Origin of the sequence: Chelatococcus sp. HY11, assembly GCF_018398335.1 — a bacterium.
GTDB lineage: Bacteria > Pseudomonadota > Alphaproteobacteria > Rhizobiales > Beijerinckiaceae > Chelatococcus.
Genome location: NZ_JAHBRX010000002.1, coordinates 730,624 through 748,893 on the forward strand (window position 1 = coordinate 730,624; position 18,270 = coordinate 748,893).

General features: G+C 60.9%; 15 protein-coding genes. 6 read left to right on the forward strand and 9 right to left on the reverse strand.

From position 1 onward, the window contains the following. The 4 genes from KIO74_RS24330 to KIO74_RS32305 all read right to left on the reverse strand — a co-directional run bounded on the left by KIO74_RS24330 (window position 1) and on the right by KIO74_RS32305 (window position 3,975). On the reverse strand, window positions 1-867 hold the full coding sequence (locus KIO74_RS24330; protein WP_213337541.1) for a carbohydrate ABC transporter permease: 867 nt from the start codon (window positions 865-867) through the stop codon (window positions 1-3). A gap of 110 nt (window positions 868-977) precedes the next feature. Further along, window positions 978-1,844: a carbohydrate ABC transporter permease gene (locus KIO74_RS24335; protein WP_213337542.1), complete on the reverse strand. Its 867-nt coding sequence runs from the start codon at window positions 1,842-1,844 to the stop codon at window positions 978-980. A 71-nt stretch (window positions 1,845-1,915) separates the two neighbouring features. After that, entirely contained in the window at window positions 1,916-3,214 is a 1,299-nt protein-coding gene (locus KIO74_RS24340; protein WP_213337544.1) for an ABC transporter substrate-binding protein, read from the reverse strand. A 38-nt stretch (window positions 3,215-3,252) separates the two neighbouring features. Continuing rightward, window positions 3,253-3,975: a FadR/GntR family transcriptional regulator gene (locus KIO74_RS32305; RefSeq protein ID WP_291978586.1), complete on the reverse strand. Its 723-nt coding sequence runs from the start codon at window positions 3,973-3,975 to the stop codon at window positions 3,253-3,255. 769 nt (window positions 3,976-4,744) lie between these two features. On the opposite strand from KIO74_RS32305, the gene KIO74_RS24350 reads away from it, so the two are divergent. The 4 genes from KIO74_RS24350 to KIO74_RS24365 are packed head-to-tail and all read left to right on the forward strand — an operon-like array spanning window position 4,745 to window position 8,827. Continuing rightward, window positions 4,745-5,119 carry a hypothetical protein gene (locus KIO74_RS24350; protein WP_213337548.1) on the forward strand — a complete coding sequence of 125 codons (375 nt, stop codon included), beginning with the start codon at window positions 4,745-4,747 and terminating at the stop codon, window positions 5,117-5,119. Further along, window positions 5,116-6,972, forward strand: a complete 1,857-nt coding sequence (locus KIO74_RS24355) for an ATP-binding protein (RefSeq protein ID WP_213337550.1) — start codon at window positions 5,116-5,118, stop codon at window positions 6,970-6,972. Before KIO74_RS24350 ends, KIO74_RS24355 begins: the two co-directional genes overlap by 4 nt. After that, window positions 6,945-7,919: a response regulator gene (locus KIO74_RS24360; RefSeq protein ID WP_249731461.1), complete on the forward strand. Its 975-nt coding sequence runs from the start codon at window positions 6,945-6,947 to the stop codon at window positions 7,917-7,919. The genes KIO74_RS24355 and KIO74_RS24360 overlap by 28 nt, the downstream gene beginning before the upstream one ends. Continuing rightward, the gene (locus tag KIO74_RS24365; RefSeq protein WP_213337552.1) at window positions 7,916-8,827 is read left to right on the forward strand and encodes a diguanylate cyclase; all 912 of its coding nucleotides are present in this window, start codon (window positions 7,916-7,918) and stop codon (window positions 8,825-8,827) included. Before KIO74_RS24360 ends, KIO74_RS24365 begins: the two co-directional genes overlap by 4 nt. Before the next feature lie 35 nt (window positions 8,828-8,862). Here KIO74_RS24365 and KIO74_RS24370 read toward each other — a convergent pair whose 3' ends face one another. Both KIO74_RS24370 and KIO74_RS24375 read right to left on the reverse strand, forming a co-directional pair. Then, window positions 8,863-9,483, reverse strand: a complete 621-nt coding sequence (locus tag KIO74_RS24370; RefSeq protein WP_213337553.1) for a YceI family protein — start codon at window positions 9,481-9,483, stop codon at window positions 8,863-8,865. A 39-nt stretch (window positions 9,484-9,522) separates the two neighbouring features. Beyond that, window positions 9,523-10,368, reverse strand: a complete 846-nt coding sequence (locus tag KIO74_RS24375; protein WP_213337554.1) for an arylamine N-acetyltransferase family protein — start codon at window positions 10,366-10,368, stop codon at window positions 9,523-9,525. Between the two features lie 265 nt (window positions 10,369-10,633). Between KIO74_RS24375 and KIO74_RS24380 the strand changes: the two genes are divergently transcribed. Together KIO74_RS24380 and KIO74_RS24385 are read left to right on the forward strand one after the other, a co-directional pair. After that, window positions 10,634-11,107, forward strand: a complete 474-nt coding sequence (locus KIO74_RS24380; protein WP_291978581.1) for a pyridoxamine 5'-phosphate oxidase family protein — start codon at window positions 10,634-10,636, stop codon at window positions 11,105-11,107. Beyond that, window positions 11,104-12,447, forward strand: coding sequence for a pyridoxamine 5'-phosphate oxidase family protein (locus KIO74_RS24385; RefSeq protein ID WP_213337555.1), 1,344 nt, complete (start codon window positions 11,104-11,106; stop codon window positions 12,445-12,447). Before KIO74_RS24380 ends, KIO74_RS24385 begins: the two co-directional genes overlap by 4 nt. Window positions 12,448-12,749: 302 nt before the next feature. Here the strand turns inward: KIO74_RS24385 and KIO74_RS24390 are convergent, their stop codons facing one another. The 3 genes from KIO74_RS24390 to KIO74_RS24400 all read right to left on the reverse strand — a co-directional run bounded on the left by KIO74_RS24390 (window position 12,750) and on the right by KIO74_RS24400 (window position 18,128). Beyond that, window positions 12,750-15,179: a PAS domain-containing protein gene (locus KIO74_RS24390; protein ID WP_213337556.1), complete on the reverse strand. Its 2,430-nt coding sequence runs from the start codon at window positions 15,177-15,179 to the stop codon at window positions 12,750-12,752. Between the two features lie 179 nt (window positions 15,180-15,358). Beyond that, window positions 15,359-17,107, reverse strand: a complete 1,749-nt coding sequence (locus tag KIO74_RS24395) for an adenylate/guanylate cyclase domain-containing protein (RefSeq protein WP_213337558.1) — start codon at window positions 17,105-17,107, stop codon at window positions 15,359-15,361. Window positions 17,108-17,147: 40 nt separating this feature from the next. Further along, window positions 17,148-18,128 carry an ABC transporter substrate-binding protein gene (locus KIO74_RS24400; protein ID WP_213339200.1) on the reverse strand — a complete coding sequence of 327 codons (981 nt, stop codon included), beginning with the start codon at window positions 18,126-18,128 and terminating at the stop codon, window positions 17,148-17,150. Window positions 18,129-18,270: the final 142 nt, after the last annotated feature.

The following is an 18,270-nucleotide window of genomic DNA, read 5'->3' on the forward strand; positions in this document are numbered from 1 at the left end:
CTAACCCTTGACTCCCCCGCCCGTGAGACCGGACATGAAATAGCGCTGCAGTACGATGAAGACGCCGATGATCGGGATGATCGAAATGATCGATGCCGCCAGCAACGGCCCCCATTCGCGACCGTAAAAGCCAAGATAGAAATAGATGGCGACCGGCAACGTCCTGGCCTGCTCGGACGACGTCATGGTCACGGCGACGACGAAGTCGTTCCAGGAAAACACGAGTACGAAGAGCGCGGCGGCGACGAGTCCCGGCCGGGACAGCGGCAGAACGACCTTGCGTAACGTGCGGTAGGGAGAGCAGCCGTCGATCCGCGCAGCCTGCTCGATCTCGATAGGTAGCGACAGAAAGTACCCATACAGCATCCATATGACGATTGGAAGCTGATATGCTGCATAAAGAAGTATAAGTCCCAAACGCGTATCGATCAACCCGATGGTGCTGAGCGTCGTGAATGTCGGCACCAGCAGTGACGCTATCGGTATGCTCATGATGGCGACGGTCATCACCATCATCACGCCGCGCCCGCGAAAACTGAAGCGGGCCAGGGCATAGCCGCCCAGCGCTCCGACAATGAGGCACAGCGCGACCGCACCGGTCGAGACAAGGGCGCTGTTGAAGATGTAGTGGCCGACGTTGTCGTTGAAGACGCGCAGGTAATGCTCGAAAGTCACCGTGCGTGGCAGCAGGCTCGGCGGATATTCGGCAATCTGCGCGGAGGGTTTGAGAGACGAGGACAGCCCCCACAGGATCGGGAACAGCGCGAGGAGAGCGATTGCGCCGTTCACGGCGAGACGGCCGAGCCGCCGCGCCATGACACGCTTGCGCCAGGCAGTGCTCGCGGGGGCCTCAGGAACAAAGGACATGGCTCAAGCTCCCTGAAGCATAATCCGACCGAAGTGGAACGAGGATCGATAAGATTATACTTGCAATAAAAGAGGTTAGATTGCCGGCCTAATACAGGCAGATCGGCAGTCTAGAGGCGTTTCGCCTGCCGGAAGAGAAGGAGAAGTACGGCAACCAGGATGATGTTGCCGGCGAAGATGAGCACAGCGAGCGCATTAGCCTGTCCGAGGACGTTGTCCTGAAAGCCGAGCCGAAACATGCGCAGCACCACCGTTTCCGTGGCGTTCGCGGGGCCGCCACCGGTCAGAATGAGCGGAAATGTCAATGTATTGACGAAGTGGATGAACAACCGAACCAGGGTGATGAGTATGGGAATGCGCAGGAGCGGCAATGTGATCCGCCGGAATATGTAGAATGGACTGGCACCGTCCACCCGCGCGGCCTGGAAGATCTGCACCGGCAGGCTCTTCAAGCCCGCAAGGAGCATGATCATCGCGAAGGCGCTGTCCCGCCACATGGCATTGTAGACCAGCGCCGCCATCGCCGTCTTGGGATCGGACAGGATGCTGGCATCACCGTAGCCGAAGGGACCGAGCAGCAGCGGCGTGAGCCCCGATTCCTGCGCAAAGATCCATTTGAGCAGCATCGATCCAACCAGCATGGCGATCATGTAGGGCACCAGCACGATCGCGCGCATGGCGACATGCCCGGCCGTATCCCGCTGCAGCCAGATCGCCAGGCCAAAACCGATGGCGAAAGTCAGGACCAGCGCCGCCACCGAGAAAATGACGGTAACCACGAGACTGTTGAGCACCAGCGGCGAGGTGATGATCGACCAGTAATTGTCGAGCCCCACGAAGCTGCGGATACGAAAAAAGCGGACGTTATGCAGGCTGTACCAGAATCCGATGGCAAGCGGGGCGAGGACGAACGCCCCCTCGAGCAACAGAGCCGGAACAAGCATCTGGTAGGCCACGGGCCAATCGGCGCGTCGCATGAAATACCTCTGACCTTGAATATCGTGATACGGGCGCGACATCAGCTGCCGCCGCCCGTGCTCCTGCCACCTTACTGGCGGTCTTGCGTCGCCTTGGCGGCCTGTTCCACGGCGCGCGTCACGCTCTCCTGGCCGAGCACAACCTGCTGGGTGGCGAGGTTGAAATCGGCGAAGGTCCGCGCCCAATTGCACAGGCCGGGCGGGAACTCGCCGGCCGTTGCCATGAAGCCCGCCACGTCCTTCAAGGGCGCATTCTTGGCTTCACTCATCTCAGGCCGCGCCGCCACGGACTTCATCATCGGCACCTGTCCGCCAGGGATGTTCCAGAGCGCCATCGCGGCTGGGCTGGTCATGTAATCGACGAATTTCGCCGCGATCTCCACATGGGGCGACTTGTTGGAGACGACCGCGAACCAGCCGCTGACCAGCATCGGGCCTGGCTTGTCCTTGGTCCAACCGGGTATCGGCGCTTGCCCGAGATCGTTCTTGTCCCATCCGGCCGCGTTTCTCTGGATCTGCTCGAAACGACTGTTGGCGACAATTTCCATGGCATAACGGCCCGCCGAGAACTGGTCGATGGCATCGTCCGACGTCATCGACAGTGCTTCGCGCGGAGCGACCTTGTGCTCGTTGATCCAGCCCGCCTGGAGGGCAACGGCCTGCTCCGAGCCCTTCCCCGCGATAGTGGCCTTGCAATCCTTGCCGAAAAAGCCGCCCTGGGCTTCATAGGCGGCAAGAGGGGCCGGCGTCGCCGAGAAGCGCTCCTGAGCGAGCCCAAGGCCGATCCCCCATATATCCGGGACCCCATCGCCATTGGTATCTTTCGTCAACTTCTTGGCGGCCTCGGTTACTCCCTCCCAGGTCGCGATGGACTTGACGTCGATCCCCTCCTTCGCAAACAGATCCTTGCGATACATCATCACCCAGGTCGAGGCCATGATGGGCACGGCCAGCACCTGCCCGTCCACCGTCACGGCGTCAAAGGCCTTCGGCATGACGAGGTCGTTCTTGCGTTCGGGCGACCATTTCGCCAGCACGCGTCCACTCAGGTCGGCAGCCACGTCGGAACTCAGGACGAGGCCAAGATTTTCCGCGTTGACCCAACTGATATCAGGCGCCTGGCCCGAGTTGCTGCCGAGAACGAATTTTTCGGCCAGTGTCGTCCAGACCTGCGGCTCGACCTTGATCTTGATGCCCGGGTTCGCCTTCTCGAACTCCTCGATGATCGTCTTCAACGCCTGCTCCCGGCCGCCCTGCTTCCCGGGATCCAGGAACGTCCACATGCGAAGCGTCGTATCGGCGGCCGCGGTGGACAAAGCACCCGCGAAGCACAGGGAAGCTATTCCAGACAAACTGATGACACGTTTCATTGTGGCGTCCTCCGGATTTTATTGTTGTCTAAGTAAATCTAAACCTTCCGATCGAAGTACATCTCGTCAAGTCGCATAAAATGCTCCTCGACGGCCCTTCTTGCGGCTGCGCCATCATGACGCTTCAAGCAATCGATCAGTTGGCGACGGAACTGCAGGCCGAGTTCGTAGCTCTCCCTGTTCTCAACGCGCAGGCGAAGAATGCTCCACATCGGCTCCTGGCGCAGACGCCACAGCTCGCGAACCGCGCTCGCCAGAATTGAGTTTCGCGATGCTTCCGCGACCAGCAGATGGAAAGCCTGGTGCTCGGCAGAGGGGTTGCGTCCGGCACGAATGATCCGCGCCATCCGCCGCAGCGAAGCTTCAAGCGCGCTGATCTGCTCCGGGGTCGCGTAAGACGCCGCAAGCTCGGCACAGGCCGGCTCGATCGCGCGCCGTGCCTCGAATTGCTCGAGCGTGCCCGGCCCAAGATCCATCTCCCCCGTGAAAGAGAAGATGCCCACAGAGGCTTGCGCCGGGCGCACAAAAGTGCCGCCACCACCGCGAACCTCGATCAGCCCTGCCGTTTCCAGGGCAATCAGCGCCTCACGGAGAGACGGGCGACTGACGCCAAGAGTGTCAGCCAGCTCGCGCTCGCCGGGCAGCCGGGATCCTGCGGGCAGTTCTTCTGCGCGGATCATCTGCTCGATCTGACTGGCGATCTGCTCATAGAGGCGCTTCGGTCTCACGAGCTTGACAGCCTCGAATGGAGCTCTCGCCACTTCAGTCTCCCCCTCGCCAGGCTTCAGCCACGCGATCGTGCAGGACGTCGCGGGCGCCTGGATCATCATCCTTGCCGATTGTTACACTCCATCTATGGGCAATGCGGCCAGACTGTCAACTGGTAAGACCACTTGGCCGGATGATTTTATTATCCTGGGGAATGGTCAACGGGAATTGCCGCGCTTCGGCAGCGGAGGCCATAGGCAACGCCAGTCGTGGGTGACGCCACAGTTATGGATAACGTCAGCTTGGCGCCATAGTGGGATCTGTCATCTCATCGGCTGAAGACGCCGCAGCTTCCACTGTGCGGATGGATGGAAAGCAGGTGCAGGTTGGCCTGCCGCGCGAGGCTCAGCAATCCCGCCGGCTGGGAGACCCCCGCCATCCCGATAGCCACACTGATCCGCTGCGCACTCACCGTCATTTTTTCCATCGGCGTAGCGATGCTCGATCGGTCTCACCTCAAGGCCGCTCACTTGCAGCCTGCTGGCTTCCAGCGACATCAAAGCGTCCCTCTGATGTTTCACCCAGATCGAGGCGCCGACAGCGAGATCGTCGAAGAATCCTATATCGTTAGGGAACAACCGGCTTTCGTCGCGGCAAACGGCACCTGGACCACACGGCAAGTACCAACTTGTAGATTGGAGCTGCCTATATGCGGCAGGGCTGGTATTTTGGCAAAGCCTGCACACTTTGCAGGCTATAGGATGCGCTTAAGACCACTTCACTAGACGACTCGTACCGCCTGAACATTGAGTTTCGCCCGCAATGACCGCCACATCTGTTGCACCCGTAACGAACTTTCCCAAAAGGCGCTCGGCCCTTCTCGACTTTGCACCTTGCGCAGGCCTCCTTGCTGTTGGACTGATAGGCCTCACCGTCGCCTCACTCGCGAGGTCATCCGAAAACGGTCAGTACGTCATCATCGCCGCCCCTTGGGCGGATCTCGGCCAAACCATCGGCGTAGTCGCCGCGGCTGACGGCGGCCTCCTGGAAATCGGCGGCCTCAGCAATGTCGTGATAGCGGCTTCTACCCGTCCGGATTTTCCCGCATCGGCCCGTGCCGCCGGTGCCTGGTTTGTTTTTCCATCGCCCCGAGTGGCGGGCTGCATCAGCGCACTGGCCGAGGGCACAGGGCAATGACCAACGAACTCGACAGGCTTCGCACAAGTTTCGGCCGTTTCCTGGTCGTCTTGTTCTGGTGCCACGTCCCCCTGCTCGGCGTCGTCGCCTATCTGAGCGGCCAGTCCGTTATCGGCGCCATGGCGGGGGCTGGGCTCCTCGCTATCGCCTACCATATGACATGGCGGCGTGACGGCATAGCCCCGCCGACACGCTACGTCTCCGCGATCGCGCTCGCCGGCGAGGCGGCTCTGCTGGTGTTCGTGCTGAATGGACACCCGTGGCAGATGGACATGCACATGTACTTCTTCGCCATGCTCGCGCTGTCCATCGCCTGGTTCGACCGCGGGGCGCTGGTGATCGGCGCGATCGCGATTGCGCTGCATCACCTTCTGCTGCTGTACCTTCTGCCTATGGCCATATTCCCCACCCAGGGCAATCTGGCGCGCGTGGCGCTTCACGCGGCAATTGTCGCCTTCCAGACCATCGTTCTGGTCTGGGTCTCGAACATGGTCGTCCGAAGCTTCGGCCGGATCGAACATATGGGCGCCGAGATCCTGGTGCAGAACACGGCTCTTGCGGAGCGCACGCGCGAGGCCGAAGCAGCCAGCCGGGCCAAGAGCCTCTTCCTGGCCAATATGAGCCACGAGATCCGCACGCCGATGAACGCGATCCTCGGCTTCTGCCACCTGCTCCAGCGTTGCGATCTCGCACCCAAACAGCAGGACTACGTGACCAAGATCAATGGAGCGGGTGTCTCGCTCATGCTCCTGATCAATGACATTCTCGACTTCTCGAAGATCGAGGCCGGCAAGCTAACGCTCGAAAGCCGCCCCTTTAATCTGCGCACGGCAGTTCAGAATCAGGTCCAGTTGGTCCTGCCGGACGCCGCCGTGAAGGACGTCAAAGTCGATACCCATATCAGCAAGGCTATCCCCTACAGCCTTGTCGGGGACGAGTTGCGGTTTAATCAGGTGGTGCTCAACCTCTTGAGCAACGCAGTCAAGTTCACCGAACATGGTCGCGTCACCATCACAGCCGAAGTCGTCGAGCAGGACGAGGAGACAGCCAAGGTGGAGCTGTCTGTACGGGACAGCGGGATCGGGATGACGCCGGAAGAGCAGGCGGCGCTGTTCACCTCTTTCACCCAGGCCGACAGCTCGACCACTCGCCGTTTCGGCGGAACCGGCCTTGGGCTCGCGATCAGCCGGCAGATCGTCGAGCTGATGGGGGGTGCCATTCGCGTCGAGAGTGCTCCTGGCGCTGGCAGTACGTTCACCTTCTCCTTCGTCGCGCGGCTCGACAAAAGCGCTCGTTCGTCAGCAGCGACGCCGCCCGCCCATCTTTCGCGCATCCGCGTCCTGGCAGCAGACGACAATCCCGCCGCACGCCAGATCATCCAGGAGATTTTCCGAGAGTGGAACATGACAATCGACCTGGTCTCCACCGGCGAGGAAGTCATTGGCGCACTGGAGACCGCCAGCCTTGCCGGCCGGCCCTACGATCTCGTGCTCCTCGACTGGAAGATGCCTGGCATGAGCGGTGTCGAGACGATCAAGGCGATGCGTGCCGACAGCGCGATCCCCGCACTTCCGGTGACGCTGATGATCTCCGCCTACGGCACGGAGGAGTTCATGACTGAAATGAAGGCCTCCGACGTCGCGGCCTTCCTGACCAAGCCAGTCGATCCGCGGGCCTTGCTGGGCACCATTGTCGATCTCTTTCCCGATGGGAACACCGTCAGATCGGCAACGAGCGAGCCGAGCGGGCCGCCCATGGTCGCCTCATCTGCGCATGGATTGCGGTGTTGTTGGTCGAGGATAACGAGATCAATAGCGAGATCGCTATGGCCTTGCTCACCGATGCCGGTTTGACCGTGGACAGCGCCGAGAACGGGCGAGTTGCTTGCGAAAAGGTTGTGGCGAACGGGGGCGACTACGCGGCGGTGCTCATGGACGTGCAGATGCCCGAGATGGACGGGATCGAGGCAACGAAGGTGATACGGCGGACATGGTCCGCGGAGGATCTGCCGATCATCGCCATGACCGCCCATGCCTATGAGGAGGAACGCCAGCGTTGCCTCTCGGCTGGCATGAACGATCACATTGCCAAGCCTGTTGATCCCATCAACCTGGTTGCTGTTCTCGATCGCTGGCTCAAGACAGAGCGTAAGCCTCGCCGCTCTGAGCCCCCTCCCGCCATGAAGCAGCCGGGCAGCGAGGAACTGCCTGCCGAATTACCGCCCTTCGGCCTGGCCGAGGCCTTGAAGCGCGTTAACGGAAAAGCGAGCCTCCTGCGCAAGCTCATCGTGAACTTTGGCGAAAACTACTCTGACGCAGGACCGCAGTTGAAAGCGATGATAGACGCGGGTCGAACCGAGGAAGCAAGGCGCTACGCTCATACGCTGAAAGGGGTCGCCGGATCATTGGAACTGCCGGGCGTGCAGGTTAAAGCCGCCGAGATCGAGCGGTACATCGCTGCCGGCAATCGGCACGACATCGCGGACCTCAGCGACGCGCTGCAACGCGAGATCGCGCCTGCGATCGTTGCGGCTCGACAACTCGCCGCCGTCTCCCCGACGGCAACCGTTACCCTCGCACAGCAGGTCAGACAGGAGGACGTTATCGCCGCCAGAACAGCGCTGCGCACGCAGATTGAGCGACGCAGCCTCAAGGCCCGTTCGAGCTTCGATGCTCTCGCAAACGCATTGGGCCTGCCGCCGGAGGATTCGCAAGCTCACCCGATCCGCGAGGCACTGAACCGCCTCGACTATGATCGCGCCCTCGCGCTGCTGGATGAGAAAGCAGGAACGGAAGCATGACGACCAAGCCGACAATCCTGATCGTCGACGATGAGATCTCCAACATCGAGATCATCAACGCGACGCTTGAGGACGACTATGAGATCAGCTTTGCTCTGTCCGGCGAACAAGCCCTCGAAGCCGCGCGACTTATCCTTCCGGACCTGATCCTCCTCGATGTCCTCATGCCGGGCATGGACGGCTTCGAGGTCTGCAGGCGCCTGAAGGCGGATTCTCTTCTCGCCGACGTGCCCGTCATCTTCACGACGGGTCTCGGTGATACCGATCACGAGGTCCAGGGCCTGGAACTCGGGGCCATCGACTATGTCACGAAGCCGATCCATCCCGTCATTCTGCGCGCGCGGGTAGGCAACCACATCGAGCTCAAGCGCATGCGCGATCAGCTTGCCGAGATGGCCCTCACCGACGCGCTGACCGGTCTCAGTAACAGGCGGAGGATGGAGAATACGCTCACCGGCGCGATCGCCCGTCTGGCGGGAAGCGGGGACTGGCTCTCGCTGGTCATGCTCGACATCGACTTCTTCAAGGAATTCAACGACACCTACGGGCATCTGGAGGGAGACCGCTGCATCGCGATGATAGCCGCGGCCCTGCGCCGCGCGCTAAAGCGTGCCAGCGACCTTCCCGCGCGTTATGGCGGCGAGGAATTCGCCTGTGTGCTTCCGGGCGCGGACGCCGAGATAGCCAGCGCGGTGGCCGAGGATATCCGTTCCCGTATCGCTTCGCTCGACATACCGCATGAAAGTTCGCTGGTGAGCCCGTTCGTGACGGTGAGCATCGGCGTCGCGACCGCCCGTTGCGAGCAAGGCATGTCCCCAGACCTCTGGATTGCCAAAGCCGACGACCAGCTCTACCTGAGTAAGGCGGATGGTCGAAACCGGATATCGCACGCGACTTTCAAGGCATGACCGTACTCGGCGCTCTCGTCTGCACCTTCAGCCGTTCACGGAAACTGATAATCGGCGGGGACCATCTGGGTTTCAATGGCAAATGTTATTGCGTCACCGAGTTCGGGGAGCGCGAAGTCCAGTCCCCACTCGCTGCGCCGGATGCTGCCGGCCGCTGAGAAGCCAATTTTTGGGACGCCCATTATCGGGTGTTTGGCCATCGAGCCATTGAAGGTGATGTCGAGGGTCGCCGGATGCGTCTGGCCGCGGAAGCTCAGGAGGCCTTCGACGGTGCCGGTCTTCTCGCCCGTCACACGGATTGTTTTTGAAATGAACGTAATCGACCGGGCGCCCAGGAACGCTGCGTCACCTCCGATCTTGGCGTCGAAATCCACCCGTTCCGGCCAAGGGTAATCTGTGCGAACGGAAAGTGGATCGATCACGACCGAAAGTGTCGATGCCTCCGGCTTTTCAGGGCGCCAATCCAGCCGCGCATCGACCCTCGTGAAGCGCGCGGTGTATTGGGACAGTCCGGAATGGTTGAATGACCAGGTGAAGCTCGAATGCGACGGATCGGTCTTGTAGGCGCCGGCAGGCGCCGGGTCATTGGAGGCGGCGACCGCGAAGGTCGTGTCCAACAAAGCAAGACCAAGAGTGAAAGCAGCGATACGCAGCATGGGTGTTTCCTTCAAACCTTAAGGGGAGGTGGCGCCTGTTCACGCGGCTTTGTCGCGCACGATCGCCTGAACTTTGTCCCAGACGCGCCTGGACTGGGGCACTTCGAGGTCAAAGACGGTTTCAAGCGTTTCGGCGAGATGTTCAGCGCCCGTTATACGCTGCTCGCAGACGCCATTCGCCGTCACGTGGCACAAGACGTTATTCTGCAAGGAGATGTAGCCGTCCGCCTCATGCCGAAACACTGCAAGCGCGTTCGTGAACGGTGAGCCGGGATCCTGCATCAGCCAGCCATGGGCCGCAGCCATGGCCGCCTCGTCGCTGTGGTTGGGACGAAAATCGATGCTCTTGGCGATACCGCGCTCATGATTGTTGAAACGTAGCCAGCCGCCAGCCGCCGGCGTGATCGAAAAGTCGAAGCCACGTTGCCTGATAGACCCGATGACAAGCGGGACCGGCTCAACGATGGCGTCCGCGACGCCGACTTCGGCAAGATAAGGACGGTCGAGATCAACACGCAGGGTGAGGTGGTTGCCGATCGCGAGATCGCCGAGTGCTTCCCGGTTGACACCCCCGCAAAGACGCGTAACCCGGAAGCCAAGGGCGGCGAGCGCGGCGCCGAACAGGCCGTTCATCTCGAAGCACCAACCACCACGCTTGCCATTCACCATCTTGGTGAAAGCCGATGCCGGTGAAATCGCGGATGGCCACCCCATGAAGGCATCCAATGCTTCCCAAGTGAAAGCCATGAGGTGAGCGCGATGCAGCCTCGTCAGGCTGTTGATGTCGAGGGACGTTGGCCGCTCCACGCCGATCCTCGCGAGATACGCGTCGAGCTGGTCGGCGCTCAGGGTCATTCCGTTTTCGTTTGAAGGCGCGTGCGTCATCTCTCGGTCTCCTTTCGATGGACCGTTGTGTTCCAAATGTTGTCTTTCGAAGCGGCTCGCCGCCGGAGCCGATGACCGCGTGGCGGCGGGCACACCTGAATAGATGCGCCGACCAATACTGATCACTATTTGTCTCCGCGACGTCCCGCCGTGCCGCGTCTCTATAGCGCTCGGGAAAAACGAGCGTTCCTAAATGAATGTGCAAGGCGTACCGGCTATCCTAAAAATTTGCTAAGCAGGCATCAGGCATGTGATGGGGACGGCGGTGCGGCTCGACGACGACCTTCTCGAATTTTTCAGACGGCCGCTGATGTGCATCATCGCCGGGGCTGATGCGACAGGGCGTCCATCCGCCGGACGCGGCGTCGGGTTACATCTCATGGAAAGCCGCGAAGCGATCGAGATCATCTTCTCCGCCTGGCAATGGCCACGCCTGGAATCCGACATCCGGCGGACCGGGCGGATCGCCGCGACCTTCGTCAGCCCATCGGACTACGTCAGCTTCCAGCTCAAGGGGCGCGCCGCCATGAGGGACACGGAAGCGCTCGACCTCGATCGCGCCGACCGCTTCATGACCTGCGCCACGAACGAGCTCGAATCGCTCGGCGTTCCCCGACGCCTGATCGCGCCCTGGCTCACCGCCCGCGAGGCGCGGGTCATCCAGCTCGATGTCAGCGAAACCTATATCCAGACGCCAGGCCCGCTTGCCGGCATGCTGGCCGGTGCGAGGGCCCGATGAGCCTGCGTCTTTCGGACCTCTCCGCCTGCTTCGAGGGTGTCATCCCGTCGATCATTGCCACCGCCGCAGCCGATGGCATGCCGAATATCTCATACCTCTCCCATGTGGTGCGTGTCGACGACGACCACGTCGCGCTCTCCAACCAGTTTTTCGCCAAGACAGCGGCGAATGTGCGCGCCAATCCCAAGGTCACGCTGATCCTCGTTGATGGCTTCACGGGTGATCAGTTTCTCCTCGACATTGGCTTCGTGCGTTCCCTCGAAGCCGGCGCGCTCTTCGACAAGATCGCACGCCAACTCAAGGCGAGCAGCGCACAGATCGGCATGTCAGACGTCATGCGGCTGCGAAGCGCCGATATTTTTCGCGTGCACGGGATTGAGAAAATCCCGAGCCCGGTGGAGACAGCAGCGGCCGAGGTTGGCCGCGATCCCGTCAGTCTTCCCGCCCTGTCGCAGGCAATCAAGCTTATAGAGCAGCAGGCCGAGGCCGGAGAGATCATTGACAGCTTGCTGCGCGGCGTCCGGAGCGTACTTGGATACAGTAACGCGCTCGTGCTTATTCGAGACAACCATCGCAGCTGTCTGATGACGACCGGCAGCATCGGCTATGCGCCCTCCGGTCTGGGATCGGAAATTGCTGGCGGCGACGGACTTATCGGCGCGGCGGTGACCAGTGGTCAGACTATCAAGGTCAGTGACATGAGTCGCGTGCGCCGGTTCGGCGAGGCGATCGGTCGTGAGGCGGAGGCCGTGGAAAACACCACGCGGACTGTCGCCTTCCCCCAGTTGCCAACAGCGATGAGCCAGATCGCCGTCCCCATGGCCGTCCGGGGCACGGTGACGGGCGTACTCTTCGTCGAAAGCGAGATGCGGCTGGCCTTCCGCGAGGAAGACGAGGCGGCCCTCGACATCCTGGCGGGACAGGCGGCCAGCGCCCTCCGGGCAAACGAGCTGGAGGCGGCTGCGGCAGAACCGAGGTCGGCAGCAGCCCAACCCGATGCCGCTCCCGCTGGAGGTGAAATCCGCGTCACCCATCACCGCTTCGACGACAGCATATTCGTCGATGGCACTTATATCGTGAAGGGCGTTGCGGGCACCCTGCTGCGCCTGATGCTCGAATGGCACCTGAAGGAGCGCCGAAGCGAGTTCACAAACCGGGAAATGCGGCTCGCCGCCGGCGCGCGGCTGCCGGAGATCAAGGATAATCTGGAGACCCGGCTATTGCTATTGCGCCGCCGGCTTGAAGAAAAGCAGGCCCCGATACAGATCACACGAGTCGGCCGAGGTCGCGTTCGTCTGGAGGTGAAAGGACTTATCATACTTGACGCTGCGAGGACATAATGAGGTGATGTATCGATGGCCCACGCGGCAAATAAGAGTTCTGCAGTTGCTGGTTGCTACAGCTATGTGTCTAAACGTGCCGACCGTCGCCTCTGAGCTGTCTCGACATTGGTGACAAGAGGCAGCTGATTGATCCCTTCGCGACCAGTCGCCGATCTTTTCTTCATTACGCTGGACAATCTAGTCTCGAACCATCATGGCGAGCTGCCGTCGTCCCAGATCGGCTATTGCAATAAGACGTCAAAACTGACTTGCACGGGCCGCCATGATAGGCATCCGCGTTCGCTTGCCTGTGATGTCGTTCAACATCCAAGAAGTTTGGCGATTTCCCTCTGCAATTGTTTTTGATCATAAGGTTTCGCCAACCGCGGCAGATCGAGCTCGGTCCCCGGGGGCAGTTCGGCATAGCCCGTCGCGAGCAAGATCGGCAGCGCGGGCTCAAGCTGTCGCAGGGCTGATGCCAACTGTCCACCATTCATCTTCGGCATGGAGTAGTCGGTTACGACAAGATCAAAGTGCTTACCATTCTTGACCAAATCGATTGCCTCGGCGGCCGAGTTCACTTCTGTAACCCAGTGGCCAAGGTCCTCCAGCATATCCACAGTGCTCATCGCAATCAGCGCGTCGTCGTCAACCACAAGAATCGACCATTGTGACGTCGCCGGCTCCGCTTTCGGTTCGATGACCGGTACCGGCTCCTGTTTTGGGACCTCAGTGAGGGGCAGCAGGAACTCCGCGCGTGTCCCTTCACCAAGCTTGCTGTGAAGGCGCAATGCGCCGTTGAGCTGGATTGCGAGCCCAAGAACCATCGACAGACCAAGCCCGGTTCCCTTGCCCAATTCCTTGGTGGAGAAGAACGGCTCGGTGGCCTTGGCAAGCGTCTCAGCATCCATGCCGACGCCATTGTCGGCAACGGTGAGACAGATGTAGGTGCCGTCAGCCAGATGCTCGTCACTCAAAAGAGCGACGCTGCCCGTCGTAATCGTCACGCGGCCGCCGTTGGGAAGCGCATCCCGCGCATTGACCACCAAGTTCAGCAGGGCTAGCTCTATCTGGTTCACGTCCGCGAGTGCGGCCGGTATCGCCTCGTCCAATTCGTAGCAGACTTCAATATTCGAACCCACCGACTTCGTTATCAGCTCGCCAACGCCCTTGACCAAGGCCGTGATGTCTGTCGAGGTCAACGCTAGATCCTGTCGACGCGCAAATGCCAGTAGCCTTTGTGTCAGTGAGGCGCCGCGATTGGCACCTTGGATCGCGCCGTCGATCAGCCGGGCCGTCTTGGGGTCGTGTGGCACATGACGTTTCACCAGATCGAGGTTGGCGATGATTGCCATCAGGAGATTGTTGAAGTCATGAGCCACGCCGCCAGTGAGCTGTCCGACAGCCTCCATCTTTTGCGATTGGCGTAGAGCTCTTTCCGCGGATGCGAGGGCTTCCGCGTTCAGCTTCTGCTCGGTGATATCACGGCCATAGCCATAAACCAGCTCGCCTTCCCTGGCCGTATTCCACGAGATCCAACGGATTGCGCCCTGAGCGGTCTGATACCGGTTTTCGAATGAGGTCAGATCATCGCCCGAGGCGGCACGGCTAAGGGCAAGCGCTGTGCTCTGCCTGTCGGCAGGCAGCAAAAATTCCTGGAAATGACGCCCGACAACTTGCGTGGTGTCGTGTCCCAGGATGCGGGTCCAAGCGGGGCTGACCGACCGGAAGATTCCATCCGCTCCAAGTGTTACGATCAGATCGCGGGAATAGGTCCAGACCCGATCCGCACGCCGTCGCTCCGTAACGAGAGCGGCCACATTGGCAAGCGCGCCACTGATCTGGCTGGCGAGCATGCGCGCAAGCGCGGCTAGGTCCTCGTCTTTCCGACGATAGGGATTGAGTCCGAGGACGAGATGCCCAACCGGACGCCGCTGCCCTGCACCGGGAATACCCACGATCAGCGCCTGACGAGGCGCGACTGCCCAGGATCCCACCGGAAATGTTTCGTCCGGCGACAATTCAATCGTTATCGGCCTCTCATAAGAGGCTTCCACGGGCCAGGTCCGATGCAGCAGTTCGGCAGCATCTGCGGAGGATGCAACCGTCCTTCGCTCGTGACCTTCACCGATGTAAAATAGAAAGAACGGGAAATCATGGCGATTAGTATTGAGGATCTCAGAGACCGCCTCGCACACGGCCACTTCCGTTGAAGCCCCGACCAACGCCATTCCCAGAGTGCGTATTGTATTCAGCCGACGCTCATTAATGACACGCGCAGTGACCTCGCTAACGATGCACAGCATGCCATCGACCTCTCCTTGCAGTCCATAAAGCGGGCTGTAGGAGAAGCTATGATAAGTTTCCTCGGGATAACCATTCCGCTCAAGCAGGAGCAATAGCGCTTCGTTCCACGTCGCCTCGCCCTGCTTCACCCGTGCGACCTGATCGGCCACATCATCATAAACCTCCGCCCAAACCTCCCGAAACGGCTTTCCAAACATGACGGGGTGTTTGATGCCGAGCGTCGGGATGTAGGCGTCGTTGTAAAAAAAATTGAGATCAGGCCCCCAGCCGAGCCACATCTCAAAGCGGGACGTCAGTAACATCCGTAGGGGGATCTTCAAGCTATCCGGCCAGCGGTCCGGAGAACCCAGCGCGCTAGCAGACCAATCAAACCCCTTCATCAATTGGCTCATTTCGCCTGAGCCCGGGAATATCTCCCGCATTTCGGAGGTGTAGCTGGCCAATTGAAGCTCCGCGTCCCATCTAGCGTACTGGCCAAAGCCACTGCCTCGCCAAAATTAGAAACGTCCTTTGCACCGTTTGGTTCGCAGGAAGAAATTTTATCCGCTGCGCAACGCGGTACCGCGGACCCCACCTGAAGGGCTTTTCACCCTTAGTCTAGGTACGGCTCGGTCATTCCGGTTTAGGCGCGCACATCGCGGAGTGGCACGTCAACAGCAAAGATCGGAACGCGCTGGTCGAAACCTTTCAGTGCCCTCGCCTCCTGTTCGACGAGAACAACGGTCGTTCCAACAGCCTGAGCTGCCGTGCGGTCAACGAGGATTTCACCGTCCTTCGCACTCGCGCAGAGACGCGCGGCGAGGTTCACCACATTCCCGATCGCGGTGTAGTCGAAGCGGCCCTCGGCCCCTATCCTGCCAACCGTCGCCGGGCCCATCGCCAAGCCGACGCCGAACCCAAGCTCGTGGCCGGCTCTGTGCCATTCGGCGAGGAGCAGTTGGACGCCAGCCTGCATATCGCACGCCATGGTGACAGCCCGCAATGCTGGGTCCGAGCACGCCACCGGGGCGTTGACGAGAACCATCACCCCATCGCCCAGGAAGCTGACGAGCGTCGCGCCATGGGCGGTTATGACCCTGTCCAGCGCCTCGTAATAGGCGCTGAGCGCGCTGATGATGATCTCGGGCTCGGCCCGGGCCGAGAACGCCGTGAAACCACGAAGGTCGCAGAACACCACCACAACTTCCACGCGTCGCCCATCAAGCACCCGATCGTCGCCAGCCTGATCGACCAGTTCGGCGACCTGGGGCGCCAGGAAGCGCTTGAGCCGGCCGATACGCTCCGATCGTTCCTGCGAAACGGCAAGCTCCCCCGCCATGTCGTTGAGACGCTCCGCAAGCCGCTCCAGTTCGTCTCCTGTGGTGAGGTGAATGCGGTGGTCGAACTCACCCGCGCCAATGCGGGCAACGCCGTCCTCAAGCCGGCGAATGGGCCTGACCATACGTTGCGTCAGCCAATAGGCGAGCAACACAGCGAGGATCGCGCCGCCCACAAGAAGCAGGCCGGTCCGCCACAGCGCCGCGTAGATTGGACCGAACGCCTCGGTGAGCGGCTGCTTGGCGATAACGCTCCAATCGGCCACGGGGATTGTCGCCATCGCGGCCATGACCATTTGGCCATTGATATCGCGCCCGGCGATCGCCTGCCCGGCTTGTGCACTGATGGCGGTTCGCAAAAGCTGCAAGGGTAATACAGCGCCTTCATCGGCGCGCAGAACGAGACTTATATCGGGATGCGCCACGAGGTTCCCGGGGTGATCGAGGACGTAGGCCTCGCCGGTCCGTCCGACCCGGATGGCCGAGATGACTTCCCAGATGAACTTCAAGTTGACCTCGGCGATCGCGGTGCCGACGGCAGACCGGTTCCCCGCAACCGCGACCGTCATGAACGGCTCCGAGCCGCCTTGAAAGGTCACGGGCCCCATCCATGCTCGCTGCCCTGCAGCGCCCAATACGGCGGGATCTTTGCTGAAGTCTTCGCCGCTTTCGACCCGATTAAGGCCAATGCGGGAGACATAAAGGCGTTCCTTGCCACTGCCATCAATCAGGCGAAGGCTCATGATGGATGGCACTTGGCGCAACAGACGCAGCCCGTCCAGCCTGCGCCGCTCATCGACGCCTGGAGACCAGGGCAAATGGACCATCCAGGTCAGCTGGTCACTGATTCCTTCAAGAAAATTGTGGATTTCGACTGCCGCAAGACGCGCCTCGAGAGCAAGCTGCTCACTCAGCCGCGCCCGCTGGTCGCGATAGCCAAGCCAGGCCTCGCTGGCGCCCGCGACCAGGAGCGGCACCACCACAGCCCCGAAAACCGCGATGAAATACTTCGCGAACAGCAATTTGCGAGGAGGCTTCGGAACATCGGTCGCCATGGATCGTTCATTGCCTTCCTGGCAGGCTGATCCCAAAAGGCTATTCGATCACAACATCCGCGCTGCTCAGCAGCGAGGGGGGAACAGTCAGTCCCAGTGCCTGGGCGGCCTTGAGATTGATGAAGAACTCCACTTTCGTCACGCGCTGCACCGGAAGATCGGCTGGCTTCTCGCCCTTGAGGATCCGCCCGGTATAGATGCCGGTTTGCCAATGCGATTGGCGAAAATCTCCACCATAGCTCATCAACCCGCCGGCCACCGGGAAATCGCGCGCCTGCGTGATCGCTGGGACGGCGTGCCGCGCGGCGAGTTCAGCGAGCCGTGCGCTTCTATAGGCGAAATAGGGATCAGAGGTAAAAACGACGCCTCCCGCCCCAATCGCACGCGCCGTCGTGAATATCCCCTCGAACTCATCCGCGCTGCTTGCGTTGATCACATGGAGTTGCAAGCCTAGAGCTACAGCTGCCGCCTCAAGATTTTTCAACTGTGAGCCGACTGTCGGGCTGGTGGGGTTAGCCGCGATCACGAACAGCTTGGCTTCCGGCAACAGCTCACTCATGAATTCAAGGCGTTTGCGCGAAACTTCAACGCTGAGGCTCGTTACGCCGGTCATGGTCCCACCCGGACGGGCAAGGCTGCTGACGAGGCCAAGCGCGACGGGGTCTCCACCGAGTTCGAAGACGATTGGAATGTTGCCCGCAGCCGATTTGGCCGCAAGCGCAACTTCCGCGCCGCCGGGAGCCACCATCAGCGTCACACCGTTTGCGACGAGTTCAGCCGCAAGCACCGGCAGTTGGCGATACTGGCCGTCTGCCCAGCGAAATATTATCGATACGTTGCGCCCGTCGACATATCCGGCCTCTGCCAGACCTTCCCGGAAGGCGGTGAGCCGGCTGGCGCTACGTTCGGGTGTCTCGGGCCCGAGGTAGCCGATCACTGGCAAAGCGGATTGTTGCGCGCGAACCTGCCCCACGCCTGCCGACACAAACACCAGCGAAGCGATAAACTCGCGCCGTCGCATCCAGAAGACCTTGTGATCGCCGCCCGGGTGATGCGACCCTTGGCCGTCACAGCTTACCACCGACATCGCTGCCGCCCCACGTGGTGAAACGCAACCTCATATCCGCAATACAATAACGATGCCACGAAACTGGCGAAAGTCA